At 63.2% G+C, this 26,140-nt stretch carries 22 protein-coding genes; 12 read left to right on the top strand and 10 right to left on the bottom strand.

Annotated elements, in window-relative coordinates:
- Positions 1 to 17: 17 nt before the first annotated feature.
- Positions 18 to 1,445, bottom strand: coding sequence for a hypothetical protein (locus B3446_RS07770; RefSeq protein ID WP_291379453.1), 1,428 nt, complete (start codon positions 1,443 to 1,445; stop codon positions 18 to 20).
- A gap of 275 nt (positions 1,446 to 1,720) precedes the next feature.
- Here B3446_RS07770 and blaOXA point away from each other — a divergent pair, with 275 nt between their 5' ends.
- On the top strand, positions 1,721 to 2,611 hold the full coding sequence (blaOXA, locus tag B3446_RS07765; RefSeq protein ID WP_291379452.1) for a class D beta-lactamase: 891 nt from the start codon (positions 1,721 to 1,723) through the stop codon (positions 2,609 to 2,611).
- Positions 2,612 to 2,701: 90 nt separating this feature from the next.
- Here the strand turns inward: blaOXA and B3446_RS07760 are convergent, their stop codons facing one another.
- Both B3446_RS07760 and B3446_RS07755 read right to left on the bottom strand, forming a co-directional pair.
- Positions 2,702 to 3,475, bottom strand: coding sequence for an IclR family transcriptional regulator (locus tag B3446_RS07760; RefSeq protein WP_291379450.1), 774 nt, complete (start codon positions 3,473 to 3,475; stop codon positions 2,702 to 2,704).
- Positions 3,465 to 4,262, bottom strand: a complete 798-nt coding sequence (locus tag B3446_RS07755) for an IclR family transcriptional regulator (protein WP_191577884.1) — start codon at positions 4,260 to 4,262, stop codon at positions 3,465 to 3,467. The genes B3446_RS07760 and B3446_RS07755 overlap by 11 nt, the downstream gene beginning before the upstream one ends.
- Before the next feature lie 193 nt (positions 4,263 to 4,455).
- Here B3446_RS07755 and B3446_RS07750 point away from each other — a divergent pair, with 193 nt between their 5' ends.
- The 6 genes from B3446_RS07750 (at position 4,456) to B3446_RS07725 (ending at position 11,995) form a co-directional block, all read left to right on the top strand.
- Entirely contained in the window at positions 4,456 to 5,622 is a 1,167-nt protein-coding gene (locus tag B3446_RS07750) for an acyl-CoA dehydrogenase family protein (RefSeq protein ID WP_291379449.1), read from the top strand.
- Positions 5,623 to 5,684: 62 nt separating this feature from the next.
- Positions 5,685 to 6,668: a Bug family tripartite tricarboxylate transporter substrate binding protein gene (locus B3446_RS07745; protein ID WP_191577886.1), complete on the top strand. Its 984-nt coding sequence runs from the start codon at positions 5,685 to 5,687 to the stop codon at positions 6,666 to 6,668.
- A gap of 20 nt (positions 6,669 to 6,688) precedes the next feature.
- Positions 6,689 to 7,660: a Bug family tripartite tricarboxylate transporter substrate binding protein gene (locus B3446_RS07740; RefSeq protein ID WP_291379446.1), complete on the top strand. Its 972-nt coding sequence runs from the start codon at positions 6,689 to 6,691 to the stop codon at positions 7,658 to 7,660.
- Between the two features lie 3 nt (positions 7,661 to 7,663).
- On the top strand, positions 7,664 to 8,833 hold the full coding sequence (locus B3446_RS07735) for an acyl-CoA dehydrogenase family protein (RefSeq protein WP_291379444.1): 1,170 nt from the start codon (positions 7,664 to 7,666) through the stop codon (positions 8,831 to 8,833).
- A gap of 18 nt (positions 8,834 to 8,851) precedes the next feature.
- Positions 8,852 to 9,847 (top strand): acryloyl-CoA reductase, encoded by a 996-nt coding sequence (locus tag B3446_RS07730; protein WP_291379442.1) that lies wholly within the window; start codon positions 8,852 to 8,854, stop codon positions 9,845 to 9,847.
- A 12-nt stretch (positions 9,848 to 9,859) separates the two neighbouring features.
- Positions 9,860 to 11,995, top strand: a complete 2,136-nt coding sequence (locus B3446_RS07725) for an acetate--CoA ligase family protein (protein ID WP_291379440.1) — start codon at positions 9,860 to 9,862, stop codon at positions 11,993 to 11,995.
- Between the two features lie 27 nt (positions 11,996 to 12,022).
- Here the strand turns inward: B3446_RS07725 and B3446_RS07720 are convergent, their stop codons facing one another.
- Together B3446_RS07720 and B3446_RS07715 are read right to left on the bottom strand one after the other, a co-directional pair.
- Positions 12,023 to 13,006 carry a Bug family tripartite tricarboxylate transporter substrate binding protein gene (locus B3446_RS07720; protein ID WP_291379438.1) on the bottom strand — a complete coding sequence of 328 codons (984 nt, stop codon included), beginning with the start codon at positions 13,004 to 13,006 and terminating at the stop codon, positions 12,023 to 12,025.
- Between the two features lie 168 nt (positions 13,007 to 13,174).
- On the bottom strand, positions 13,175 to 14,035 hold the full coding sequence (locus tag B3446_RS07715) for an AraC family transcriptional regulator (RefSeq protein ID WP_291379436.1): 861 nt from the start codon (positions 14,033 to 14,035) through the stop codon (positions 13,175 to 13,177).
- A gap of 115 nt (positions 14,036 to 14,150) precedes the next feature.
- On the opposite strand from B3446_RS07715, the gene B3446_RS07710 reads away from it, so the two are divergent.
- Both B3446_RS07710 and B3446_RS07705 read left to right on the top strand, forming a co-directional pair.
- Positions 14,151 to 15,380 carry an MFS transporter gene (locus B3446_RS07710; protein ID WP_291379532.1) on the top strand — a complete coding sequence of 410 codons (1,230 nt, stop codon included), beginning with the start codon at positions 14,151 to 14,153 and terminating at the stop codon, positions 15,378 to 15,380.
- Between the two features lie 81 nt (positions 15,381 to 15,461).
- The gene (locus B3446_RS07705) at positions 15,462 to 16,220 is read left to right on the top strand and encodes a TSUP family transporter (RefSeq protein ID WP_291379434.1); all 759 of its coding nucleotides are present in this window, start codon (positions 15,462 to 15,464) and stop codon (positions 16,218 to 16,220) included.
- Positions 16,221 to 16,352: 132 nt separating this feature from the next.
- On the opposite strand, the gene B3446_RS07700 is transcribed toward B3446_RS07705, so the two are convergent.
- Positions 16,353 to 17,243, bottom strand: a complete 891-nt coding sequence (locus B3446_RS07700) for a LysR family transcriptional regulator (RefSeq protein ID WP_291379432.1) — start codon at positions 17,241 to 17,243, stop codon at positions 16,353 to 16,355.
- A gap of 149 nt (positions 17,244 to 17,392) precedes the next feature.
- Between B3446_RS07700 and B3446_RS07695 the strand changes: the two genes are divergently transcribed.
- Together B3446_RS07695 and B3446_RS07690 are read left to right on the top strand one after the other, a co-directional pair.
- Complete coding sequence (locus tag B3446_RS07695; RefSeq protein ID WP_291379430.1) at positions 17,393 to 18,397, top strand: tripartite tricarboxylate transporter substrate-binding protein; 1,005 nt, start codon at positions 17,393 to 17,395, stop codon at positions 18,395 to 18,397.
- 47 nt (positions 18,398 to 18,444) lie between these two features.
- Positions 18,445 to 19,392: an amidohydrolase family protein gene (locus B3446_RS07690; RefSeq protein ID WP_291379428.1), complete on the top strand. Its 948-nt coding sequence runs from the start codon at positions 18,445 to 18,447 to the stop codon at positions 19,390 to 19,392.
- Positions 19,393 to 19,438: 46 nt separating this feature from the next.
- On the opposite strand, the gene B3446_RS07685 is transcribed toward B3446_RS07690, so the two are convergent.
- The gene (locus tag B3446_RS07685) at positions 19,439 to 20,083 is read right to left on the bottom strand and encodes a hypothetical protein (protein WP_291379426.1); all 645 of its coding nucleotides are present in this window, start codon (positions 20,081 to 20,083) and stop codon (positions 19,439 to 19,441) included.
- Positions 20,084 to 20,565: 482 nt separating this feature from the next.
- Between B3446_RS07685 and B3446_RS07680 the strand changes: the two genes are divergently transcribed.
- Positions 20,566 to 20,841 (top strand): integrase core domain-containing protein, encoded by a 276-nt coding sequence (locus B3446_RS07680; RefSeq protein WP_291379530.1) that lies wholly within the window; start codon positions 20,566 to 20,568, stop codon positions 20,839 to 20,841.
- 294 nt (positions 20,842 to 21,135) lie between these two features.
- On the opposite strand, the gene B3446_RS07675 is transcribed toward B3446_RS07680, so the two are convergent.
- The 3 genes from B3446_RS07675 to B3446_RS07665 form a co-directional block, all read right to left on the bottom strand.
- Positions 21,136 to 22,167 (bottom strand): phosphoribosyltransferase, encoded by a 1,032-nt coding sequence (locus tag B3446_RS07675; protein WP_291379424.1) that lies wholly within the window; start codon positions 22,165 to 22,167, stop codon positions 21,136 to 21,138.
- 142 nt (positions 22,168 to 22,309) lie between these two features.
- A complete protein-coding gene (locus tag B3446_RS07670) occupies positions 22,310 to 24,259 on the bottom strand; it encodes a DNA-processing protein DprA (RefSeq protein ID WP_291379422.1) in 1,950 nt (649 codons plus the stop codon).
- Complete coding sequence (locus B3446_RS07665) at positions 24,256 to 25,503, bottom strand: HAD family hydrolase (protein ID WP_291379420.1); 1,248 nt, start codon at positions 25,501 to 25,503, stop codon at positions 24,256 to 24,258. Before B3446_RS07665 ends, B3446_RS07670 begins: the two co-directional genes overlap by 4 nt.
- Positions 25,504 to 26,140 lie beyond the last annotated feature (637 nt).

Genomic DNA, 26,140 nt, shown 5'->3' with positions numbered 1-26,140 from the left:
AAGGCCGGCAGCGCAAATCATGCCGGCTTCTTGGCGGCGCGTGAGGCCGTCGCATCCTTTGCGGCAATCTGGAGCGGCATGGGCAAGGCCTTGAGGCTTTCCCTGAAAAAGCGCCGCTGGCCCGGCGCCAAACCTTGGACTATGTGCGCAAGTCGCTCCACCGCAGCGAAAACGTGATGATTCAGCCCCTTTCCATGGCTGCGATACCAAACAAATTCAAGCAGCAGGTTGGCCACTTGATGAGCACCATAAAAAACACGGCCGGCGTCATTTTCCTCAAGAGTGAAGGCAGCGACATTCGACCAGTCTTCGTAGCCCTTCGCACGCGAAAAGGCGGCTTCAAACGGCTTGACTGCCTCCAGCATTCTGTCCACGGGAAGGGGCGCCTGAGCTTGAAAGCGCTTCAAATCCCCGCTTCTGTCGTCACAGCCACCTCGCGCAATGCGGAGCACGAACACCGTATTCCAGACGGAACTGCCGCCGACCCCGAAGCGGTCGCATATCCATTCGGATAGCCCCAGCCAGCGTAGCGATAATCCTTGGACTACATGCACGTCCTGGTCGTTGAGTACGGCAAGCAGTCGCTGTTGCCAAAACAACCACAACGTCCACCCGATATTTGCCGCCACATCCTGAGCCGCCTCGACAGAATCCGCCTCGTAGGCGGCCTGCAGTGCTTCCGACAAGGCACAAATCGCCTTCTCCGCCTCATTCATTCTCAAGACCAGATCGGCACTCTTGTCTTCGAGAGCGCTGCCTTTGTGCAGCAAGGCGCGCAAATTCAGGTATTCGAAGCGCACGCGGGGGTTGTAGCGAATGACCGGCGACAGAGACGGGTCTGACACGAGACGGTCAAGGCCGGCATGAGATTGCCGGATATCCCCGCGCGCATAGCTATTCCAGGCCGAGGCGACCGACGCCATTGCCGACAAAGTCGGCATGGAAGGTCCGACGGCTTCTGACTGGAGAATTCTGTCCAACCTGTTTAACGCTGCCTCGCTGCGCCTTACGTTGCCGTGACGACGCCACGCGAGACTCTCTTTGAGTATGGCCAACGCTCGCTGAAAGTCGTCCAGCGCCGTCCGGTCTGCGGCCCGATAGCTCGCAGCCCAACTCATACCCGTCGTCGTCATGCCATCTCGCGCGAGCCGCATGGCCTGCGTCAGGTGATTCCAGTAGTCCCCGTCCTGGGTCACATATTGCAGAAGGCCTGCGCGCGCGGGCGCATGTCCCCTCGGACCAAGAAAGCTTTCTACCAGTTCCAGGCTTGCAGGCTCCGTGCCGCGGCAGCACAGCACCCTATCCGCCTGCGCTGGCGTCATCCAGAACGGGCCCTGGCTGCGACGGGAAGCATTGAGCAGTGCGGGAGGGAGGTCAATGGAATTTCCCCAACCCACCTCGACCCCCCACGCTGCGAAATCACGAAAAGCGCGGGAAACAATCATGCGAAGGTTGGAGTTTCCCGGGTACCGAGCCTGCAATGACGATCCGGGTACCGCCACCTCACCGGTTTTCTGCGCATACCAGACTCTCAACAGCAGCCAAACCGACTGATACCGCGCAGGCTTGCCGTTCACAAGGAGGGGACGGCCTAAATCGATTTGGATATTTCGAGTCAATCCGCCATGTTACAGCGGTTACGGCGAGCCGATTGGCCCGGATTGGACAGACGCATATTCTGGCGGCCGCATGCATCCCGCATGACAAACACGGAGATAACATGAAGTCGAAATTTCGTCGTTTTGCCAAAGCAGCCTTGCCGTTGCTGATGACGTTGCTCGCGCCCGCAGGCGCTCATGCAGAACTACCGCAGGTCGATATAGGCGCGAGATTTCGAGAGGAGCAGGTCGAGGGAACGTTTGTCCTTCTTGACGGCCAGACCGGAGCGTTTCAGCGCCATGACGAAGCTCGGGCCGCTCAACGGTATCTGCCAGCTTCCACCTACAAAATCCCCAATACGCTCATTGCGTTGGAAACAGGTGAAGCGAAAGGCAAAGATTACGAAATCGAGTGGGACAGCAAGCGCGCACCTCGCCAGCCGTGGTGGCCGGCAGCATGGGCGCAAAACCATACGCTTGAATCGGCATTACAAAACTCTGCCGTCTGGTATTACCAGGAAATCGCCAGGCGCATCGGCCCCGAGCGTATGCAGGCCTATGTTGACCGATTCAACTACGGGAATCGGGACATTTCCGGCGGCATCGATAAATTTTGGCTAACCGGTTCGCTCAGAATCTCCGCGAACGAGCAGGTGGAATTCTTGCGTCGGTTCTACGTCAATCAATTGGGCCTGTCCGAACGAACGGTGCAACTGACCAAAGACATGCTCGTGCTGGAACAGACACCGGACTACCGTCTGAGCGGCAAGACAGGATGGGCCGGATTTGGCGAAGCCGGCGCGACGCAAACGGCCTGGCTTGTGGGCTATCTGGAGCGGCAGGGAGATGTCTTCTATTTCGCGGTCAACGTTGACGTCAAGAAAAGCCAAGATGCTGCTGCGCGCATGAAAATTGTGCGCGGTGTATTTGGCGACCTCGGCTTGCTGTCGTCTGCCCCTCCCGCTTTATCCCCGCAGCGCGCGCAATCTGCAAATTCTGGTCAGTCCAGATAGCGCCGACGCCGGATTCAGCGCGCCATTTGCACACAACGCGTTGGCCTGGCGTTCTTCGGGTCGCAAGCACAACCCTCGGGGAAACACTGATCAGCCAAGTCCAAGCAGTCTTTCCGTCTCGCGGGCCAACGCAACCAGCCGCGGCCCGATGTCGCCCGCGCGCTCGCGGTGAGGCCCGTCCTGCGTGGGCACGCCGCAATTGAAGACATACAGCAGCGATTGATACGGCCGTCCCAGCGGCGCCGCGAACCCGTAGGCATCCGGCCGCCATTCCTGGTTGTTGCCGCAAAAGCCCTTGCGTTCCAGATCTCGGCGAGCCGCGGCCAGATTGGGAAAGTGCGCCGCGTAATGTCTTGGATCGGCCACGCGCAGCTGGTTCAGCACGACGGCCCGTTCCTCGTCGGGCACCCGGGACAGCCATGCCTTGCCGGCTGCGCTGGACAGCAGCGGCAGCGACGCGCCGATGTCGGGCCGCGTCTGCAGCGCCTCATTGGAGCGGGCCGTCTCCACATACACCATCTGCAAGCGGTCTCGCACAACGAGCGACACCGCGCCGCGCGCATGGTCGGCCAGCTGCTTCATCAACGGCCGGGCCAGCTGGCGGATCTGCATGCTGGCGAGCAGGGGGTAGCTCAACGCCAGCACCGACGCGCCCAGCCGGTAGCGTGCCGGTTCGCCCTCGCGCTGCAAAAAACCAAGCGTCACCAGCGTGTGCGTCAGTCGCGCCACCGCGCTACGCGACAGGCCGGTCTGCTGCGCGAAGTCCTTGTTGGCCAGCACCGGCCTGTCGGCACGGAAGCACGTCAGGATATCGATGCCGCGCGCCAGCGTGGTGGTCAGTTCGCGGTCCAGGTCACGCGTCATTGCGCTGCTCCAGCATCTTCTCCACACGCTTGACCAGCGTCAGCAGGCGCGGCGCAATCCGGCCACGCAGATCGCCAGGCCGCAGCCGCGTCACCGGCACCCCGCAATTGAAAACCAGCGTCTGGCCATCCACGCGCGTGCGCATGGGCACCGCCACGGCATGCACGTCCGAATGCCAATCACCCTGCCCTACGCAATACCCGTGTTCGGCGTAATCACGTTGCGCCTGTGCCAGATCCGGCGCGTGGCGTCGCCAGATGGCGGGATCGTGTTGCCGTAACGCCGCCAGCACGGGTTCCGACTCGCCGGGCGACGCCTGCGCCAACCATGCGCGCCCCATCGCCGAGGGCAGCAGCGGCAGCAAGGCGCCGATGTCAGGGCGAAACGACACGGCATCGTGACCGCGGCAGGTTTCCACGTAGACCATGCTCAAGCCGTGGTGCATGCCCAGCGAAGCTGACCCGCCCGCGGCGTCGGCCAGACGCTTCATCAACGGGCGCGCCAGTTGACGGACCTTGATGCTCGCCAAAAGCGGATAGCTCAGCGAGAGCACCGCCGTCCCAAGGCGGTAGCGCCGCAACCCAGCGTCATAGCGCAACAGGCCGCGCTGCATCAGCGTCGTCGTCAGGCGGGAAATCGTGGCCTTGGACAGGCCGGTGCGGTCCGAGAGTTCGCGGTTGCTGAGGGCAGGTTCACCATGCCGGAATGCCTGCAGCACCGACAGACCGTGCGCCAGCGTGGTGGCGAAGGCGGGGTCGGCATGGCGTTCACCGGGGCTCGCGGTCATAGGGGTAGTCCTGGTCCGGCGCGCTCGGGATGCGCACCACGTATCCGCCGATGATAGAGCAGCCTGCCCGGGCATCCACCCTTATACCGTTCAAGATATCGAAACACTTGTCTCAAATCTGCGGGCCTTTTGCTAGCCTGATTCGAACACGGCGCGGCACGTATCAGCGCCCACGATAAAACGGAGACTCGCCATGATCAGGGACCCCGAAGGTTTCCCGCAATTTCTCGATTCACTGCGCCGCTACGTGCGCGACCAGCTCGCGCCCCGCGAGGCCGAGATCGCCCGTTTGGATGAGGTGCCGCAGGATCTGGTCGAGAGCATGGCCGGACAGGGGATGTTCGGCTATTCCATTCCGCAGGAGTATGGCGGCGCGGGCATGACGACCGAAGAGCTGATCCTGGCCGCGATGGAACTGTCCCAGTGTTCCGTCGCGCTGCGCGCCCGCGTTGGCACCAACACGGGCATCGGCTCGGAGGCGCTGGTGGCCGACGGCACGCCGGCGCAGAAAGCGCACTATCTGCCGCTGCTGGCGGCGGGAGAACTGACCGGGTGCTTTGCCCTGACGGAACCGCAGGCAGGCTCCGACGCCACCGCGCTGCGGACCACTGCCGTGCGCGACGGCGACCACTACGTGTTGAATGGCGAAAAGTGCTTCATCACCAATGCACCGTTGGCCGGTCTGTTCACCGTCATGGCGCGCACCGATCCGCACGCGCCCGGCGCCAAGGGCATCACCGCGTTCATCGTGGAACGCGGGACGCCGGGCCTCACCACCGGCCAGCCGTACGACAAGATGGGCCAGGCCGGGTCTCCCGTGTCGGCCGTGCATTTCAAGGACTGCCGCGTGCCGGCGGCCAACATCATCGGCGGCCAGGAAGGCCTTGGTTTCAAGACCGCGATGAAGGTGCTGAACAAGCAACGCATTCATCTGGCGGCCCTGTGCATCGGTCCCGCCATCCGCATGCTGGACGACACGCTGCGCTTTGTGGCCGAACGCCAGCAGTTCGGCAAGCCCCTGATGGACTTCCAGCTTATCCAGGCCATGCTGGCGGACTGCCAGACTGAAATCCAGGCCGCCCGCGCCCTGGTGCTGCAAACCGCCCGGGAACGCGACGCGGGCGTGGACGTGACGCTGAACGCCTCGATCTGCAAGTACTTCGCCTCCGAGATGTGCGGCCGCGTTGCCGACCGCTGCGTTCAGATGCACGGCGGCTATGGCTACATCGCCGATTACGGCATCGAGCGCTTCTACCGCGACGTGCGCCTGTTCCGTCTGTACGAGGGCACGAGCCAGATCCATCAATTGACCATCGCCCGCCACACGCTGACCCAGGCGGGCTACATGCCCGGCCGCTAGGGCACCCAGGGACCACGGCCACCAGAAGCCGCCGGCCCGCCAAACCAAAGGAGACCTCCATCATGCTGCACAAGCACCTGCCCAAATGGCTCGGCGCGCTGACCGCTGCCCTCGCCTGCGCGGCGTTGCCGCCACAAGCCGCGGCCGCCTACCCCGACAAGCCCATCCGCCTGATCGTGCCGTTCGCCCCCGGCGGCTCGACCGACATCCTCGGCCGCTTGCTGGCCGAGGCCCTGCACCCCATCCTGGGTCAGCCCGTCATCGTCGAAAACAAACCGGGCGCGGGCGGCAACATTGGCGGCGACTTCGTGGCGCGCGCGGCCCCTGACGGCTATACGCTGCTGCTGGCCGCCGCCGGCCCCACCGTCGTCAATCCCAGCCTGTACGCCAACATGCCGTTCAATCCGGCCAAGGACCTGGCGCCCATCACCTGCCTGGAACGCGAGCACAACCTGATGGTGGTGACAAAGTCGATGCCGGTGAAGACGCTGCAGGAGTTCCTGCAATACGCCCGCGCCAACCCGGGCAAGCTCTCCTTCGGCTCCCCGGGCAATGGTTCTCCCGCGCAACTGGCCGGCGAGCTGCTCAAGCAGCAGACGGGCATCCAGGCCGAGCACGTCCCGTACAAAGGCAGCGGTCCCGCCATCACCGACCTTGTGGCCGGACATATCGATTTCATGATCGACAACATGCCCGCCCTGCTCCCGCAGGTGAAGGCGGGCGGCCTGCGCGCGCTCGCCGTGCCCAGCGACCAGCGCGCCACCGCCGCGCCCGACATTCCCACGTTTGACGAGGCCGGTCAGAAGGGCTTCGTGGTGATGGCCTGGAAAGGGTTGATGGCGCCCGCCGGCACCGACCCGGCGGTGATCGAGCGCGTGCATGCAGCCGTGGTCAAGGCGCTGCAGGATCCGCAACTGCGCGCCCGCTTCCAGGAGCTGGGCGCTGAACCGCTGGCCAGCACGCCGGCCGAGTTCGCCAGGCAGATTGCCGATGAAACCGCCTGGTGGGCCAAGCTGGTGAAGTCCACGGGCACCCGCATCCAATAGGCCGACGCCAGGAGAGCGCCATGCAACCCTGCTTTCGAACGTTGCGCGCGTTATGCGCCGCCGTCCTGCTAAGCGCAGCGGGCGCCGCCCAGGCGGGCGCCTATCCGGATAAACCGGTGCGGCTGATTGTGCCCTACGCGGCTGGCGGCGGCACCGACACCGCCGCGCGCATGATCGCGCGCAAACTGGCGCCGCTGATCGGCCAGCCGGTGGTGGTCGAGAACAAGCCCGGCGGCGCCACGCAGATCGGGACCGCCTACGTGGCCAGCGCGCAGCCGGACGGCTACACCTTGCTGATGGGCACCGCCAATCTTGCAACGAACAGCGTGCTTTACGCCAAGCTGCCCTACGACGTGAACAAGGATCTGACGCCGGTGATCGCGGCCACGGACGTACCCGTATACCTGCTGCTGCCGGCGGCCAGCCCCCTGCGGACGTTGGAAGACCTCAAGCGCGCCGCCGCCGCGCAGGAGGGCCTGACCTACGCCACCGCCGGCACGGGCAGCATTCCCCACCTGGCGGGCGAGCAGTTTGCGCACGAGACGGGCATTGCGCTGCGGCACATTCCGTACAAGGGCAGCAGCGAGGCCGCCACCGCGCTGGTCGGCGGCCAGGTCCAGATGAGCTTTGACAACCTTCCCCCGGTGTATGCACAGGTCAAGGCGCAGCGGCTGCGGCCCATCGCCATCGCGGCGAAGACACGCAATCCCGATCTGCCCGACGTGCCCACGCTGACCGAGCTTGGCGTGCCGCTGTCAGCCTCGTCCTGGTGGGGCGTGATGGCGCCCGCGCGCACGCCGACGGACGTGATCAGGCAGCTCAACCGCCAGATCAACGTCGTGCTGGCCGATCCCGAGGTGCGCAGCTATTTCACCGGCCTGGGCATGCAGCCAACCGGTGGCACGCCCGAAGCCTTCGGGCAGCACATTGCCGAAGAAGCCCGCAGATGGCGCGCCGTGGTCAAGCAGGCGGGCGTAAGGATCGAGGAATAAGCCATGCAAAGTACGCAAGATCGCCACGCCGACGTTGCGCTGCCAGACCTGTGCGCGCGTGTGCGCCGCTTCGTTGACGAGGTCGCGATACCGGCCGAATCTCCAGCCATCGCCCGCGACGTGGCCGCGCTGGATCGTTGTGTCGCCCAGTTGCGCGCACGGGCGAAAGAGGCCGGGTTGTACGCGCCTCAGCTGCCCACGGAATGGGGCGGAATCGGCCTGGGCTGGCGCGAGTTGGCCGAGGTGCTGGAAGAAGCCGGCAGGGGTTTCCTGGGCCCTGCGGCACTGCACTGCGCGGCGCCCGACCAGCCCAACATGCTGACGCTCCTGCGGCTGGGCAACGCCACCCAGCAGGAACGCTTTCTCGCGCCGCTGGTGCGGGGAGAACAGCGGGCCTGCTTCGCCATGACCGAACCGGCGCCGGGCGCCGGCTCCGATCCCTCCATGCTGCGCACACGGGCCGAGCGGCGAGGTTCGCGCTGGGTGCTCAACGGCCACAAGCAGTTCATCAGCGGCGGCGTGGGCGCGGACTTTGCCCTGGTGCTGGCACGCGGCGACATCGGCGCCACCTTGTTCCTGGTGCCCGCCGACACGCCGGGCTACCGGGTGGTGCGCGACATCGGGATGGTCACGGGCTACCAGATCGGTGGACATGCCGAAATCCTGCTGCAGGACTGCGAGGTCGGCGACGACGCCGTGCTGGGCGAGCCCGGTCAGGGCCTGGCCCATGCGCAACTCAGGCTGGAGCCCGCACGCCTTTCCCACTGCATGCGATACATCGGCCGTGCCCGCCGCGCGCTGGAGACGGCGCAGGCCTACGTGACGCAGCGCGAGTCCTTCGGCGCGCGTCTTGCGGACCTGCAGCAGGTGCAGGCGATGATCGCGGACTCGCACATCGACCTGCACGCCAGCCGCCTCATGACGCTGGACTGCGCGGCCCGCATGGACGCGGGCCTGTCGGTCAAGCAGCACAGCGCCATGACCAAGGTTTTCGTGTCCGACGCCGTGAACCGCGTGGCCGACCGCGCGGTGCAGATGATGGGCGCCTTAGGCCTGTCCGACGACACGCCCGTGTCGATGATCTGGCAGGAGATGCGTCCTTTCCGCATCTATGACGGCGCCAACGAACTGCACCGCGCCACGCTGGCGCGCCGGCTGATGGCGCAAGCCTGAGCCTCAATGGAGACGACGATGGACAATCCCCGATTCCAGGCCTACCGGCTGCACGCCGGCGCGGCGGGCGAGCCGCCGCAGGGCCGCTTCGAGACGCTGACCGCTGACCAGTTGTCCGACGGCGACACGCTCATCAAGGTGGCCTACGCCGGCCTGAACTACAAGGATGCGCTGGCGCAGGCGGGACGCGGCAGCATCGTCCGCGACTACCCCCGCATCGGCGGCATCGACCTGTCGGGCACCGTGGTGCGTTCCGCCGATCCCGCGCTCTCGCCGGGCCAGGAGGTCGTCGTGCACGGCTTCGGCATCGGCGTGGATTGCGACGGCGGCTATGCCGAGTTTGCGCGGGTGCGTCATGACTGGGTGCTGCCGCTGCCCGCTGGCATCGGCCTGCGCGATGCGGCCGTGCTGGGCGCGGCCGGCTACACCGCCGCCTTGTCGCTGCATTGGATGGAACACTGCGGACTGACGCCCGCGCAGGGCGACGTGCTCGTCACTGGGGCCACGGGCGGCGTGGCGAGCGTCGCCATCGACATCCTGAGCCAGCGCGGCTATCGCGTCTGCGCCATGTCCGGCAAGCCGGACGCCACGGACTATTTGCGCTCGCTCGGCGCGCACGAAGTGATCGCCCCGCCCGATCTGTCGGCCGGCATCAAGCCGCTGATGAGCGCGCGCTGGGCGGGCGTGATCGACGCCGTGGGCGGCACGCTGCTGGCCCACGCCCTTTCGAGCGTGAAGCCGGACGGGGTCGCCGCGGCCTTCGGCAACGCGGGCGGCGCCGAGCTACCCACCTCGGTCATCCCCTTCATCCTTCGCGGCATCAAGCTGCTGGGCATCAACGCCAACAGCCCCATGCCATTGCGGCGCGCGGTCTGGAACAAGCTCGCCGGTGAATACCGCCCCGCGCACCTGGACCTGATCGCGCGCGTCCTCGAACCCCGCGAGCTGCCGCAGGCGCTTGCCGCCATGCTTGAACGCGGCAGCACCGGCCGCAGTGTCGTCCGCTACTCCTGAACGCCGATATCCATGAACCCGTCTGCCCTCTCCTCCCTTTCCCGCCTCTTCGATCCGCAAGGGATTGCCATCGTCGGCGCCTCGGCCACGCCCGGCAAGATCGGCGCGATGCCCGTCAGCCTGCTTTTGCAGCACGGCTACGGCGGCCGCATCGTCCCCGTGAATCCCCGCGCGGATACCATCGCTGGCCTGCCGGCCGTGCCCGGCCTGGATGCACTCGACGCGGACATCGACCTGGCCATTCTGGCCGTGCCCGCCGCCCACGCCGCGCAGGCGCTTGAACGCGCCCGCCCGGGCCAGGTAGGCGCGGCCGTGGTGTTTACCTCCGGTTTTTCCGAAACCGGCGCGCAAGGCGCGGCCGAACAGGACCGGCTATGCGCCATCGCGCGAGAGCGCGGCATCCGGCTGCTGGGACCTAACTGCCTGGGCTTCATGAACGTGCGGCGCAACGTCTACGCGACGTTCTCGCCCGCGCCCGCCAACGGTGTCGTCGCCGCCGGCGGCATCGGCATGGTGACGCAAAGCGGCGCGTTCGGCGCTTACGCCTACAGCATGGCGCGCGAGCGCGGCCTTGGCCTGTCGCACTGGATCAGCACCGGCAACGAGGCCGACATCGACGTTGCGGACTGCATCGAATGGCTGGCCGGCGATCCGCATACCCGCGTCATCATGGCCTACATGGAAGGCTGCCGCGACGGCGCCAAGCTGCGCCGCGCCCTGTCCGCGGCGCGCGCTGCCGGTAAGCCCGTGGTTGTGACCAAGATCGGCCGCACCCAGGCCGGCGCGCAAGCCGCCGCCTCGCACACGGCAGCCCTGGCCGGCGACGACGCCGTTTACGACGCGCTGTTCCGCCAGTACGGCGCCCTGCGCGCGCGCACCATCGAGGAATTCTTCAACCTGGGCTACGCGCTGGACACCTGGAAGCAACCGCCGCAAGGCCGCCGCCTGGGCATCTTCACCATCTCCGGCGGCGTGGGCGCGCTGATGGCCGATGAAGCCGCCGACAGCGGACTGACGCTGCCCGAACCGGCGGATGACGCGCAGGCCAGGCTGCTGGAACGCGTGCCCTTTGCCAGCGGCCGCAATCCCGTCGACGTCACCGGCCAGGCCGTCTCCGAACCCGGGCTGCTGCTGGCCACCGCCGACGACATGCTGGCCGACGGCCGCTACGATGCCCTGGCAGTCTTCCTGGCCGCCGCGGGATCGTCCGAAGCGCTGTGGCCCACTTTCGAAGCATTCGCACGGCAGATGCAGGCGCGCCATCCCGACGTGCCGCTGGCGATCAGCGCCCTGTTCCCGCCGGCACGGCGGCGCGAACTGGAGCGTCTGGGCTGCCTGGTCTTCCCGGATCCCAGCGCCGCCGTCCGCACGATCGCCGCGGTGGCCGCAATGGCTTCCCATACCGGCCACGGAACGACGCAAGCGGATCCCGCCCCGGACACGGCTAACAGTGCGCCGCTGCGGGATACCTATACAGAAATCCAGGCCATGGAATTGCTGCGCGACGCCGGCATGCCGGCTTCCCCGAGCACGCTGGCAGCCAACGCCGACGCAGCCGTGCGCGCTGCCGCCGGCTTTTGCGCGGCGAACCAGGATAATCCCGTGGTGCTCAAGGTCGTCTCGCCCGATATCACGCACAAGAGCGACGTCGGCGGCGTCAAGCTCAACGTCCTGGGCGAGGACGCTGTGCGGCGCAGCTACGCCGACATCATGGCCTCGGTGACCCAGCTTCGGCCGGACGCCCGCGTCGAGGGCGTGCTCGTCGCGCCCATGGCGCCCAAGGGCGTGGAATGCATCGCTGGCGTGCATTGCGACCCGGTGTTCGGGCCCGTGGTCATGTTCGGACTGGGCGGCATTTTCGTCGAGGTGCTCAAGGACGTCAGCTTCCGGCTGGCGCCCTTTGACCGCGATGAGGCGCTGGCCATGATTCGCGAGATCAAGGGCTTCCCCCTGCTGCAGGGCGCGCGCGGCGCGCCCCCGTGCGATGTCGATGCACTAGCCGACGCGCTGGCCACCTTGTCCCGGTTCGCGCATGCACGCGCGGGAGATTTCAGATCGATCGAAATCAATCCCTTGCTCGCGCTTCCCGAGGGTCAGGGAGCGATGGCGCTGGACGCGGTGGTGATTCGGGAAGGCAGGCCGGCATGACGCACGGGTCACTCTGGCCAGGGCTATCTACTGTTCCTTCAACCCCAGCGATTTCATCAACGGGGCGAACAGCTTCTTTTCTTCCTGCACACGCGCGGCATAATCGGCCGCGCTCAGCGGTATTGCTTCGGCGCCCGCATCCAGAAAGCGCTTCTGGATGTCCGGCCGCGCAAGCACTTTGTTGAGTTCGGCGTTCATGCGCTCGACCACATCATCGCGGGTGCCCGAGGCGGCATACACGCCAAACAGGCTGTCCGCGAACACACCGTCGATGCCCACCTCGGAGAACGTTCGAATGTCGGGCGCCACGGCAGCGCGTTGCCGGCTCGCTACCGCCAGCACCTTCAGCTTGCCCGCCTGCACCATGGGAAAGACCGTCGCAGGCCCAAACGCGAAGTCGATCTGGCCCGCTGCCAGGTCTTGTATCGCCGGCGCCACGCCGCGATACGGCGCATGGGTCGCCTGCATGCCCGTCGCCTGCTTGAGCAGCTCGCCGGCCAGATGCGGCGTCGTGCCGTTGCCGGCGGATCCGTAATTGAGCGGATCGGGCCGCTTGCGCGCGTATTCCACGAACTCCTCGAGCGTGTTGACGCCGAGCGAGGACCGGACAAACAGGAACAATTGGCTGTTGGCCAGCAAGCCAACCGGCCGCAGATCCTGCTGCGGATCGAACGGCATGTTGGCGAACATCAGCGGGTTGACCGACTCGGTCGTCGAGGGGTTGAGCAGGAAGGAGTGGTTGTCCTTTCCGTTGCGCGCCACCTCGGCGCCCGCCACGTTGCCGCCCGCACCGCCACGATTCTCCACGATGACGGTCTGCTTCAAGGCCTCGGCCAAGTGCGGCTGCACGGTGCGCGCCAGCACGTCGACCAGCCCGCCCGGCGCCAATCCCACGACCAGGCGCACGGGCTTGGTGGGCCAGGCCTGAGCCGGCGTTTGCGCATGGCTGCCCGTCGCCCAGCCAGTCAGCGCCAGCATCATCACGGCCAGACAACGTCTACGCAGCAGCATGCGATTCTCCAGATGGGGCGTCACCCCGCAATGTCGAGCACGGTGCGTCTCGTGCCGCACCACGGTGAGCCGCCCTCATGCCTCATCGCAGCGGCGGCCCTGCATCCGCCGCCCATTCTTCACAAAAGTTTAAGCATAAAGAATCCCGGAATAACCCTAATTCCCCGGCTACGAGCGAGGCGCCTCGTTGTCGCGCTGCTCACTGACTTCCACCTTCTGAGCGGATGTGGGCGCAACTTCACGGTATGGCGCCCGCGCTCGCATGTACGCCATCGGGCTGCACTTCATCTCCGTCCGGAACGCAAAGATGAACGACGACGTGGAACCATAGCCGAGTTCCAATGCAGTCCCCGTTACGTCGAGACCGCTCTCCAATAGCTCGATGGCTCTGAACAACTTCAGCCGGCGCCGCCAATCGCGCAGCGTCAACCCGGTTTCCGCAAGAAACTTCCTGGCCAACGTCCGCCCGGACATTCCCAGCTCCCTGCCCCAATCATCCGGGCCCCTTTGATCGGCCGGCCGGTTGTACAAGGCTTCGCATATGGTCAATAGCGGGCCGCTCGCCGGCCACGCCAGCACCAATGAAATCGGGTTGGCACGGCAGAGTTGGTCGAGCACCAACCGGTATACCCGACCGAAATATTCGCCTTCGTCCGAGCGCCCTTGAATTGCCGCCGCCTCAACGATCAACGCTTTCAACAACGCAGACACGCCAAAGACCGCCACCCCGCCCTCGGAAAGCGTTCCCCCGGGATGGTCGGCAAGCCACAGGCTGCGGTACTCGGCGCCGAGAAAAGAACCGACGCTATGAACTGTCCCAGACGGAATCCAGGCGGCCTGGTTTGGGGATATGGCGAAAGAACGGTCGTTTGCCGTGACCATGAGGACGCCAGAGACGGCGTATACGACCTGGTGCCATTCATGCGTATGCGCGGCGAAGTAATCCCGCGCGCCAATGGACTGCACCCGCATGGTCATAGGCGCCGGCGGCCGGACGTCCGCGGGGGCCGTAATGGCTTTCCACTGCATGAGCGCATTCATATGTCGCCGATTCTATATAACTTGGCAATCTGTCGATAGATCGCCTACGTAACTTTGCGTTGTAATGCCAGCTCACCTATCCCGTCCCACGCCTTTCACCGCAATGACACAACGTAGCGCCTCCCCAGGGCATGATCGCCCTGCTGTTCTGCCCGAGAGCGTTCAGCAAGGCAATATCTGGAGACTGACCACCGCCCAGGCCCTGGCGGGCGCGAATTCGGTGGTCGTTTATGCAACCGGCTCCATCGTCGGCAATATGCTTGCCCCGACGCCCATGCTCGCGACCCTGCCGATTTCCATTTTTGTGGTGGGCATGGCGACATGCACGCTGCCCATGGGCGCCGTCGCCCGGCGCCACGGCAGGCGTGCGGCATTTCTGCTGGGCACCGGCGCTGGCGTGCTCACCGGTCTGCTGGCGATGCTGGCGGTCATGATCGGAAGCTTCTGGCTATTCAGCCTGGCCACGTTCTTCGGCGGTGTTTATGCGGCAGTGGTCCTGTCGTTCCGCTTCGCCGCCGCGGACGGCGTGGAACCCAAGCGACGGGCGCGCGCGCTATCCCTGGTCATGGCGGGTGGCGTCGCCGCCGGGGTCGTCGGGCCACAACTCGTCACCTGGACGATGAACCTGTGGCCGCCGCACATGTTTGCCGCCACCTTTCTGGCGCAAGCGGCGGTTGCTGCGATTTCCGCGTTCATTCTTGTCGGCGTCAGATTGCCCGCCCCCACTGCCGCGGAGGTCGCAGGCGGGCGCCCGCTTTCCGAGATTGCGCTGCAGCCGCGGTTCATCGCCGCAGTGATCGCTGGCGCGGTCTCATACATGCTCATGAACTTCCTCATGACGGCCGCACCGCTGGCAATGCACATCTGCGGCCACTCGCAGGAGTCCGCCAACCTGGGACTGCAGTGGCACGTCATTGCCATGTACGCGCCAAGTTTCTTCACCGGCAGACTGATCTCCCGCTTCGGTGCAGGACGGGTCGCCACCATGGGCCTCGTGTTGATTGGCGTGGCGGCCGCGGTGGGCCTGGGAGGTATCGACGTCATGCACTTTTGGTGGTCACTGGTCCTGCTCGGCGTGGGGTGGAACTTCGGGTTTCTGGGCGCGTCCGCGCTGGTCCTGGAATGCCATCGGCCGGAGGAGAAAACCCGCGTCCAGTCCCTGAACGACTTCATCGTCTTCGGCCTGATGGCAATCGGTTCCTTCTCATCCGGGGGCCTGCTGTCGGCGTTCGGTTGGAACACCGTGCTGTGGGTGTCATTCATTCCACTGGCGCTGTCCGTCGCCGCCCTGGGCGTTGCCATGCGTAGAAAGGCCGTCGCTCTGAGCCGATGAAGCCGCGCATTCACAAAAGATTCACGCTTGACCGGCGCGCGCCGACATGACGTCAATCCGTCGCGACGAGGAGCTTGAGCCATGCTGAACAGCATGCTGTTCCTCGTCTTCGTCGCGGTAGCCGTGTACGCGCAGAACCTGACGGGCTTCGCGCTCGCTCTGGTCCTGCTCGGCCTCACCGGCGCCGCCGGAATCTTGCCGCTGCCAGATGTCGTCAATGCGGTTTCGATCATTGCAGTGGTCAACGCGGCCGTGTTTCTTTACAGGCGGCGAGCATTACGGCTGGACCGGAAATTGTGGCCGCTCCTGATTGCCAGCATGCTAGGCACGATGTTGGGGATAGCGGCCCTGGCGTGGATCATGGGGAACGCTTATGAGCTACTGCGTCTTCTGCTCGGCCTGAGCATCATTTATTGCGCCTGGATGTTGGGGCGGAGCAACCAACCGCGGGCCGCTGAGTCTGCGCCAGGCGCTTTTCTTGCGATCGGATTTCTTTCCGGTCTGATGAACGGTCTATTCGCCGCAGGCGGGCCGCCGCTTGTATTCCTGTTGTACCGGCAGCCTTGGGATCTGGCTAGAACACGGGAATCCCTGATGTTCCTCAACGGCGCCGCCGGACTGATTCGATTCGCCGTCATGATGCCGACGATCGGCTTCACCGAGCTGTCATTCGAATTGACGATCATGGCCGTGCCGATCGTGCTCTTGGTCACGATATTGACCGCACGCAGGCCGCCTCCGTTCTCGCCAGTAGTGCTGCGGTTGCTTGTGCGCACACTGCTTGCCGCAACTGGAATCATCATGAGCGTCTCGTCGATGTCCGTTCTTCAAACGACGTAGCGACCAGGCGATTCGATTCAACTGTCCGCAGCCGCGGTCAGTACCAGGCGGGACCGCGATGCGCACCTCGCCTGCACCGGGCGCGCTCGACATGGTTCCCGGCAAGTCCAGGCTCAAAAGGCTGGCGCCCGCCTACTCAGTAGCGTGCGACAGCTCATTCACCAGCCCGGCCTCGAGCTGCCGCGCCACGCGTCCCAGACCTCGATTCAACGGCCACACGATGGCCAGATCGAGACCGCCTTCCACATCGACGGGCACGACGCTGAGCCCGTGACGCCGCGCATACAGGCCGCTCATGCTGTCAAGGATGGCTACGCCCAGGCCGCGTTCCGCAAAGGCGCAGGCGGCCGAATACTGATTCACCTCGATCACCGGTAGAAACGGCAAGCGCTCCTGCTCGAACTGCCGCGCCGTCAGCGCCCCCACCTGCAAGTGACGACTGAGCGAGATGTAGGGGGTGTCCGCCAGGTCGGCCAATGCCAGACGGTGACGATTCGCCAGCGCGTGGCCCGCCGGCATCACGGCCTGCAGGCTCAGCCGCGCCAGCGTGCGCTGGCCTACGTTTGGCAGCGCGGCCGAGCCGATCACCACGCCGATATCGATGCGTTGATCGGCCGCCAGCCCCGCCACCCCTAGCGTCATGTCCGTACGCACGCTGACCCGCACACCGGGCTCCCGGGCCTGCAACCAGGCCATCGCGCCGGGCAGGATGCTCGCGCCCACGGCCGCAACGGCCCCCACGTCCAGTCGCGCCTGCGCCCCGCCCCGCATGCTGGCCGCCATACGTTCGGCGTTGTCCATCGCCGCCAAGGCATGGACGATTTCCGGCAGCAGCAAGCGAGCCTCGGCGGTCAGCGCCAGCCGGCGCTTTTCGCGGCTGAACAGCGCGAAGCCCAGCTTGTCTTCCAACGACTTCAGCATCGCGCTTGCCGCGGGCTGCGACATCCCGGTGGATGCAGCCGCCAAGGTGACGGAGCCGGTGCGCCCCACGGCTTCGAACAGCGCCATCTCGCGTTTATTCATGTGAACCTCGTTGTTCATACATATCTATGTATGAAATGACTCAATTTATATATTTGACTATATCAATCTGCCTGCCGGACACTGACTCCACATCACAACAGCCGGCGCGGCTTGCATGCGGCGCACGGCGACATCGCGAGGAGACACCGATGCGCACGAACCCTGGCGTATACCCACGCAGGCTGCTGGCCAGACTGCTTACTCCGCTGCTCGGCACCGTATTGCTGGCTTCGGCCGCGCCCGCGCTGTCCGAGACCCCGGCGGGCGGCACGATCCGGATCGTGGTCGGTGCGCCGCCGGGAGGCGCGCCCGACACCGTGGCCCGCATCGTGGCGCAGCACATGCAGGTGGGCGGCCGCGCCGTAATGGTGGAGAACAAGAACGGCGCCGCCTCCATGATCGCGGCGGCCTACGTGGCTCGCGCGAGGCCCGATGGCAACACCCTGCTGCTCGCCAGCCAGACGACAGTCGCCGTCGCGCCCACGCTGCAGAACGTGACGACGTTCGATCCCATGAAGGACTTCACTGGCGTGGCGCTGGTGGGCAGTGCGCCGCAAGTGCTGCTAGCCGGGCCGAAGCTGCGCGCCACCTCCGTCCAGGAGCTCATTGCCCAAGCCAAGGCCGCGCCGGGCGAGATCGATTTCTGCTCTGGAGGCATCGGCACCTCGCCCTATATGGCGGCCGTCTTGTTCGCCCAGACGGCGGGCATCGAATTGCACAGCATCCCGTTTGCGGGCGAACAAGCCTGCATCACCGAAATGCTGGCGGGCCGGTTGCCGTTCATGTTCGCGAACGCCTCGACGGCCCTGCCCTACATGAAGGATCAGCGCCTGCGCGCGCTGGCCGTGACCAGCAAAGCGCGCGTCAACTTCGCGCCGCAGTTGCCGACCACGGCAGAGGCAGGCCTGAAGGACTACGAGGTCGCGACCTGGCTTGGCCTGCTTGCACCCGCCGCCACGCCGCCCGACGTGGTCAACGCGCTGAATGCGGAAGTGCGTCGCGTGCTTCGCCTGCCGGATGTGCGCGAGAAGTTGGAGGCGCAAGGTTACGCGCTGTCGGACGACAGCCCGGCGGCCTTCACCCGCTACTACTTGGCCGATCGCGACAAATGGGTGCGGCTGATCCAGACCGCCGGCATCAAGCAGAACCCCTGAGCGCGGCCGCGTGTACGCCCTTCCCCCATCATCTTCCCGAGCATCCCATGAGCCGTACCCAGCTTGCCGCTACTCCCGACGACCCGCCTACCGTGCTGGGCGTCCGTCACAGCCCGGTCACCGGCACGATTCCGCCTGGCGCCTGCGATTGCCATGTGCACATCTTCGGCCCATTCGACCGCTATCCGCTGGCCGAAAACCGCGTGTTCATGCCGGGGCTTGCGTCGACCGATGATCTGCTTGCGCTGCACGCGGCGCTTGGGATCGACCGCGCTGTCGTCGTGCAGGCCAGCCCGCAAGGCACCGACAATCGGTGCATGACCGATGCCCTTGCCACCCTGAATGCGGCAGGCCATGCATCGCGCGGCGTCGCGGTCCTGGCGCCCGATATCTCGCGCGACGGCCTGCGCGCGCTGCATGCGGCGGGCGTGAGGGGCGCACGCGTCAACCTGCAATCATTCGGCCAGCAGGATCCGGCCATCGCGCGCGATGCGCTGGCGCGCACCGCCGAACAGGTTGCCGATCTCGGTTGGCACGTGCAGATCTACACCACACTGCCGGTCGTGAGCGCGCTCGCACCCGCACTGCGCGACTGCCCCGTGCCCGTCGTGATCGATCATTTCGCACTGGCAAGCGCCGTGGCCGGCACGGGCCAGCCCGGCTTCGATGCGCTGCTGGAGATCGTGGCGACAGGCAATGTGTACGTGAAGCTCTCAGCGCCGTACCGCCTGACGGTCTGGCAGGATGGCCGCCCGCCCATCGAGGCGCGAGAGATCGCACGAGCGCTGATCAATACGCGGCTTGATCGCATGTTGTGGGGCACCGACTGGCCGCATTCGGGGGCTTGGCCGGGCGTGGCCCGCACGCGCGATCGCAGTGAACCGCTTCATCCGATTGACGATGGTGATCAGCTGTCGGCCTTCTGCGCGTGGGTGAGCGAAGCGGAGAAGCAGGCGATCCTGGTCGATAACGCGGCGCGGCTTTACGACTTTTGAAGGTCCAGAATACCGAATGTACGGTCCTCGTGGCCGCGTCACAGCACTACCTACCTTTCTCCTCGACGATGGAACATCCCTTGAGATTGAGACTTGCAGGGTCTGCAGGCAAGTTGAAATAGGGGCTCAGAGGATTGTCGGGAAAAGCTCGCGCATACGTAACCGATATGGGCCCCCAATAGACCTCCCTGCGGGCCTCGCATCTGAAATCTTGAATCGAGATATCACCAACGTCATCAGCCATCGCGGCAGTCACTTTCTTGTACGTGAATCTCTGGCCGGAAAACGTACTACTTCCGGGCGTCAGTCCCTCGTCTTGAGTGACTCGCCATCTCCAGTTGCGAAAAGGCTCGTAGCTGATGCGATAAGGTGGCCCGTATACGGATTCATTGCTCGCATCGAATAGGTAAATGTGCATTCGCGAGGGCCAAAATACATTTAGCAGTACGACAGAGAGCACCACCGCGCCCCAACCGAGCCACCTTTTGCCACCAAGCAACATGATGAGCCAGCCTCCGAATGCCAGCTGGATTCCGAACCAGTTCAGCCATGGCGGAATCTCGTTATCGCTCCAAGGCCGGTATGTGACGATATAAAATCCCGCCAGGTTGGCGACGACGGTCAGCAAAGCTCCGGCGACAGCAACGCGACTCGTCAACCTCACGGTTTTAATACTGGGTGCAAACAACACGATAGATTAGCCTCCGGGTTTGAGCGTCAGTTGCAGTATTCGCCTTCGCAAATATCGGAGACCGCCAACTCACCCGAGAAAGCCCACTCGCCTGCCACATCGGCGATGCGGCGATACGATATAGAGATCGATTGCGCATTCGAATCAGACAGGTTCGAAACTTGTCATCAGGCGGGAGGCAGGTGGCAGAGAAGAACAACTGACCTCGAGTCCGTTGATCAAGACACCGTGATCCCTGCCCGGGTGTCGGAGTTCAATCGGCTTAGAATCCACACTCTATAAATATCAATGACTTGGCAGAACACTGTCATTAGAGTTGGTACCGCCGTGCCATCTAACTTGGAATTTTCCGTAGGAAATTTCACTTAACTTGGAATTTTCCGAAGAAGCCTTACTAAGAGCGCAGCCCGCGACCTATCAGCAGTGGTTGAGTGTCGCAGTTCCCCGATAGCGGGTATGAATCGCCAGCCAACTGGCGCTACATGAGAGTCGATCATGGGCGCGTCAGGGCTTGCCGGCCGATAGATCGATTACCACGACGTCGATCAGTGCGCGGCGCGCCTCGGGAATCCGCTCGATTAGCATTCCTTAACGTGCATGAATTCATCACGCTGCACGACCTGCGGCAAAAACTTCAGGCTTGGCAGGACGACTACAACCATCACCGTCCCCACGGCTCACTCGGCCATCTGACCCCGTGTGAGTACGTCCAAAAGTGGTCAGAGCAACCAACAGAGGCAGCCACCCTCCAGTTTTGAACTGTCCAATTTACGGGGGAAGGTCAGGCCTTGGCCACCTAGACTTTAAAACTGTCCAACTTCTGGGGAGCAGTTCACCCCAGGGGGGCTTTGCCCTGGACGCCGGAGTCCACCGCCAGGGGGTTGTCCGTCGACGCAGCCGGCTATGCATCACATGTTCGCCTAGCTTCGCCAGGGAGCCTCGCGGAGGTGCACCTCGGGCGGCAATAAGGCGGTCATTGACCGCGCGACTTAGAATTGCGGTCGCGCTTCGCCTACAAATCTAGGCTGAGCAGAACATGACTTGAACGCCTGTCAGGGGAAAATGTTCAACAATGTCTGCTGGCTCACCTGGCTCGTCATGCCTGGAAAAGCAGTCGCCGCAGCCACCTTAAACTCAGCCGCCCCAACCGGTGCGAACGGGTCACTCAGAATGTCGATCTCGTACTGCTGCAGTCGGCTGCCAAACTTGCCCAGAGCGATACCACGAACGGACGCCGCGCCGGCCTTCACCAGAAAAGCGGCCGCGACGCCGAACGAGACGCCGTAAGTCGTGCAATCATCGACAACCACGACGTTGCGCCCCTTAATATTCTTCTTGTACTCGGGATTGAGGTGTATCGTCTGAATCTGCTCTGATGGATCCGTGCGGTCCACGCTGCCACCGCTGGCCGACCGCTTCGTAGATGGTGTGTGGCGAATGAACAGAGGTAATCCAGCCTTGGCCAAGCGAACGCGCGACACCGTGGTGCGCAGCCGGTGAGTGAAGTCGCTCAGGACCTCGCTGTCGTCGTTCTTGCTCTTGGAAGACGGATATACCCCCCACAGGAGATTCTCGAGCGTGTCAACGCCGTCCATCAGAAGCGAGCGAGAGGTAATAGCCAGCAGCGCCATCAGCCGTGGTCCACCGTTCTTCACAGTCGCGGTCACCCGGCGACCAAAGTCGGCTTGGTCCGCAGACGTATACATGCTGGAAAGGTTACTGAGGGCTCGCAGCCCATAATTCTTGGCTTGGCCCGAGAACCACCACTGCCCAGACCAGCCATGAACCAGCTGCAAGGTGTCCTGAAGCTGCTGGGCGTCGTCCACACGGATGCCCAAAGACGATACCTGACGATCGTTAGCCCAGCTGCCGGCGACGAGCACCGCTTGCGCGTTCTTGCCCATCTGTACATCTTCTGCCTTCGTGGCTAGCGCAAACACATCGTGCGAAGCGATCTTCAAGCGCTTGGCGATGTCGCGAACGACCTCCCCTGACTGCCGTCCCGGGCTCTTCAAGAACTTAACGCCGGTAGCGCCGAAAGCCTGATTGAACCAGGTCGGAGCGTCATGGTTGGAAATCAGCATAACGGGTGAGCCTGAAGCGGCTACAGCGCTCAGTGTGCTCACCAACGCAGGATCAGGTGAACCGCTTCGCAAGACAGAGCCCGGCGACGACACGAGTGCAAACATTTAAATCCTCTCTCACCTATGAGTGGCAGCACAAACGCTACGAATTCTCACCGAAGTCTTCTCTAAACGCAGCCTTAAGAACAGCGTTCAGCCGCTCGATGAGTTGAAGCAAAGCCACTTGACGGAACTCCCCATTGACCGTTGTCCGAGCAGCGTCGGAATGTCCATCGTCGATAACAAACGATCTGAGATCTGTCTTCAGCAGGATTGCCAACTCCTCGACAAGGCGGTGGCGACTTTCGCTTGTGCAACTCACGTCCCTGCCCGTAGATCGTTGTTCTGCGTAGTCGCGTTTTATCCAGTCTTCCGCTTCATCGCGTAGGTGCAACTCGGTTGCAAGCGCGTCAATGTTCGCTGAGGACCGCGCAAGTTGGGCGAGATGGAGGATCACCTCCTCGCCGTCTAGCCGAAGGTCCAGGAGTTTGTCATGCGATAGGGGCTTCGCTGCATCGGCCAGCTTTCGCTGCAGCTTGGCAAGATGAGATTGCAGCCGCTTATGCCGCGCGTAAAATTCACGCACGCCAAGGTTTTCTCTGGCATTGCCAAGCCGCGTCTTGAACTCTTTAGAACTAACTTTCGGAGGGTCCCAAAGTCCGAAAGCTGGGCTCGGGTCGCTGCCTTTGTGCAGAACCAGCGTCAAGACTAGTGGCAACTGCCGTGTGACCTTCGTGTTTTGGTCGTCAGTGTGCGTCTTGGCTTCGATAGTTGGAGGCGCTTCTGAGGGCGAGTTCTGAGCTTCCAAGGATTGCTCGTCAGGCGACGCCTTCGCAAGGCTGTCTTCGGCTTCCGGCGCTTCCACGGGCTTGGGTTGCAAGGATGGCTCAGATGGAATGCCACCTGCCTCGCTGGTTTCAGCTGCGGTTTCTTCCCAATGGTCTGGAGTCCCTTCGGCAAGCCCATCGTGCTTGGCTGGCTCATCCAGAAGCAAATCACGAGAAAAACCGTTACTCGCGCTCGGGGATACCTCGGCTGGCGTCGAAGTCAACAAGTCTGTTTCGTTGGAATAAACGCTTCGCTCTGACAGGCCCTCGAACGCCCTGACTCCATCCGATTCGGTCAGTAAAATGCTGTCTTCTCTGTTTCTAAGAATGATTACCCTGCTTAGCGCTGAAGTCGTACAACGCAGGAGGTTTGCGCGCTCGTGCGCAGGGGCATTTGCGATGACGACGTTTGCTTGAACTTTTGGCGCGCGGCTATCCAGGTCGCGATCCGTGGGATAAGGAACGGCAAGCCAGCGCCCGTAATCCAGGCAAGCGCGGGAGGCATACAGACTGCCGCCCTTAATATCGGACTGGATCATCACGACGCCGAGGGCCATGCCAGCTTGCGTGCGGTCCCGCTTCACGTATTGTTGGTTTTGTACTGTTTGCCCGAAAGGGTACTCGCTCACGAGTGCCCCGCCAGCGTCCAGGATGGCTTGCGCCAACTGCTTATTCTTTGACGGGGCAATCATTTGAAGACCATGCGCCATCACAGCGACCGTATGCGCGCCACAATCGAGCGCGGCCTGGTGTGCCAGCGCGTCGCACCCAAGAGCCAAGCCGCTGATGACGCTCCAGCCAGCCTTGCCGAACTGAGTCGTGATTCGCTTCGCGACGACGGCGCCATGCGCAGTAGGTTCTCGAGTCCCGATCACGGCGACGCAGCGCTGCCCTGGTGCAGCCAGGGTGCCTTGGACGTAGAGAATAAAGGGATCATCCTTTGTCTGGGCCAGCAGCGCTGGGTAATCGGGGTCCAGCGGGGACAAGATACGCGCCTGATGCCGCTCGGCTGACTGAATCTGAGCATGTGCCCAGTCCTGCGACTCGTCCCAATTCACTTCACCCTCTAGAGAGCGAGCGACCTGAGGAACCGCCGTGGCAAGCTTCTCGATCGACCAACTGTCGAACTGGGGGATCGCCGCGACCTTTTTGAGCGCGGCAGGCCCCACTCCCTTGAGCTTGCTAAGGGAGAGCAGAAAGCGGGTCTGTGGCGAAATGATCGTCATAAGTAGGCGTAGATATCGCCGATATTTTTACTCAAGCCGAGGAGCATAACTTGCCCTGCGCCCGCAGCCTTTAGGCACCTCTCTGCGTAGATCAGGGACGCGCCCGTTGTCACCACGTCATCGACGACAACATAGGCTTTGTTGCGTTCGACCCGGTCAGGTCGGTTCACAATAAGATGCTCTCGGACGTTTTCAAACCGTTCTGCACGGTTCAGAAATTCGTTGTGGTTTGACCGAACGCCATTAGTGTAGGCGAGCAGGTCAGGCACGCAGGTAACATTTACCTCAAGGGGGTTCACAGCGAACGACGCGGCAAGCTGCTCAAGAAGCCGCTCGAGGCGCGGCTGCCGATCTGGCCGATGCGGAACAACCGTCACGACCACCTCTTTCGGGCCAAAAAGAGCATCGAAATTGAGATTGATGAAATTTCGAATGGTCTCAATCCAATATGGCGGGAACACAACTACGTCCTTGCAAGCCCCGATCGACGCAGTCAAAGCATGAACGGCATGCCGAGGATTGACGGACCCATGGTTCGAGAAGCTCCGTCCTGCGACATGGATCTGATATGGCGAGCCTCCATCTTCGAGCGGGCGAGGCATGAAATAGCCTATCTTGTCATAGCGCCAAACTCGTTGACGAGGCGCACTTTCAATCAGGCACTCCATGTTAGGCAGAAACTGACGATGCTCAGCGAGGAAGGCTAGAACATCCGCCTCCCCTTCGATGAACGCGTCGGGGACCAGCTCGAGGGCCCGCCAATGTTCTTGAAGATATCTATATGGCCATGCCTGCGTATCCACCGCGACCAGACAACCGGAGTTATAGGCTGCCTTGACGTCAACGTCCGTGTCGCCGATTAGCGCGACCGCCGAGGGGTTGTGCAATTGGAGATGCTGCATAGCTACCAATACACCGTCACCATACGGCTTGGTAGGACGGACGTCTTCATAGGCAATGATGACATCCCAAATGAAACCGGGATAGGCCCAGTCCAACACCGTGTTCACGTAACTGCGCGGCGCACGCGTGAAAACACCCAGCTTAATGCCAGGGAATCGTTGCCTGATAGTGCGAAGAAACGCATGAGAATAGATTCGGCGATCAGGGAGCTGTCTGATCTGTTCTACCAGCGCCCGAAGACGGGCCGGATTGGAATTGTTCGCGCACGCCTCCCGGATATCCTTTAGGTCGTCCGTTCGGATAAGCGTATTGTCCAAGTCGAACAAGCACAATTCCAGCATTCATCTTCTCCGTCGTGAGTCATGTCACTGGAAGGAGTCGACAATGAGCAACACGCGAAGTAGCGCTTTATGCGGGTCTACGCACTGCCCAAAGAAGCTGGGAAAGGTCTCCTCAGGGTCTATCGACCCTTGCCAGCCGTCATATCCGTGCTGGCCAGACTAGGAGACATTTCCGCGCATCTCTCCGTCCTGCAACGGAATAGTTTCATTTTCTAACCATATTGTCAATAAATGTGTCTGACCGACCGGCTTTATCCATCCATCAAGACGAGTGCATGGCACGTCGGTCAGTGACGCCGTCGGGACATATTAGGAAAAGTGAGGCGTAATCCAGGACGTCTAGATGACAAACGCACTTTCATGCACTCCCTTCATAGGCACGCGAGACGGGTCAAACCTGCACATGGTCTATGGAATGCATAAAAACAGTCGCACAGCGTCTGGGTCACACTACGTCGCGGAGTAATTTCAGCCAGACAAACTGTTAAGTTTGCGCACTGAGGTGTTACACCGTCTCTGGTGGAATCGCATCTTGTGAGCTATGAGCAGGCGGCGATTCGTTACCGTATAGCGTCCAGGAAGGGTATACCCCGGGCGGAGAAGTATTGTGAAAGCCAAGAGTATTCAGAATTGGCTC

The sequence above is a fragment of the Achromobacter sp. UBA5777 genome (assembly GCF_002418565.1).
Lineage (GTDB): Bacteria > Pseudomonadota > Gammaproteobacteria > Burkholderiales > Burkholderiaceae_B > Achromobacter > Achromobacter animicus.
The sequence above is the reverse complement of the archived record's forward strand: the minus strand, read 5'-3'. Positions and strand labels throughout refer to the sequence as shown.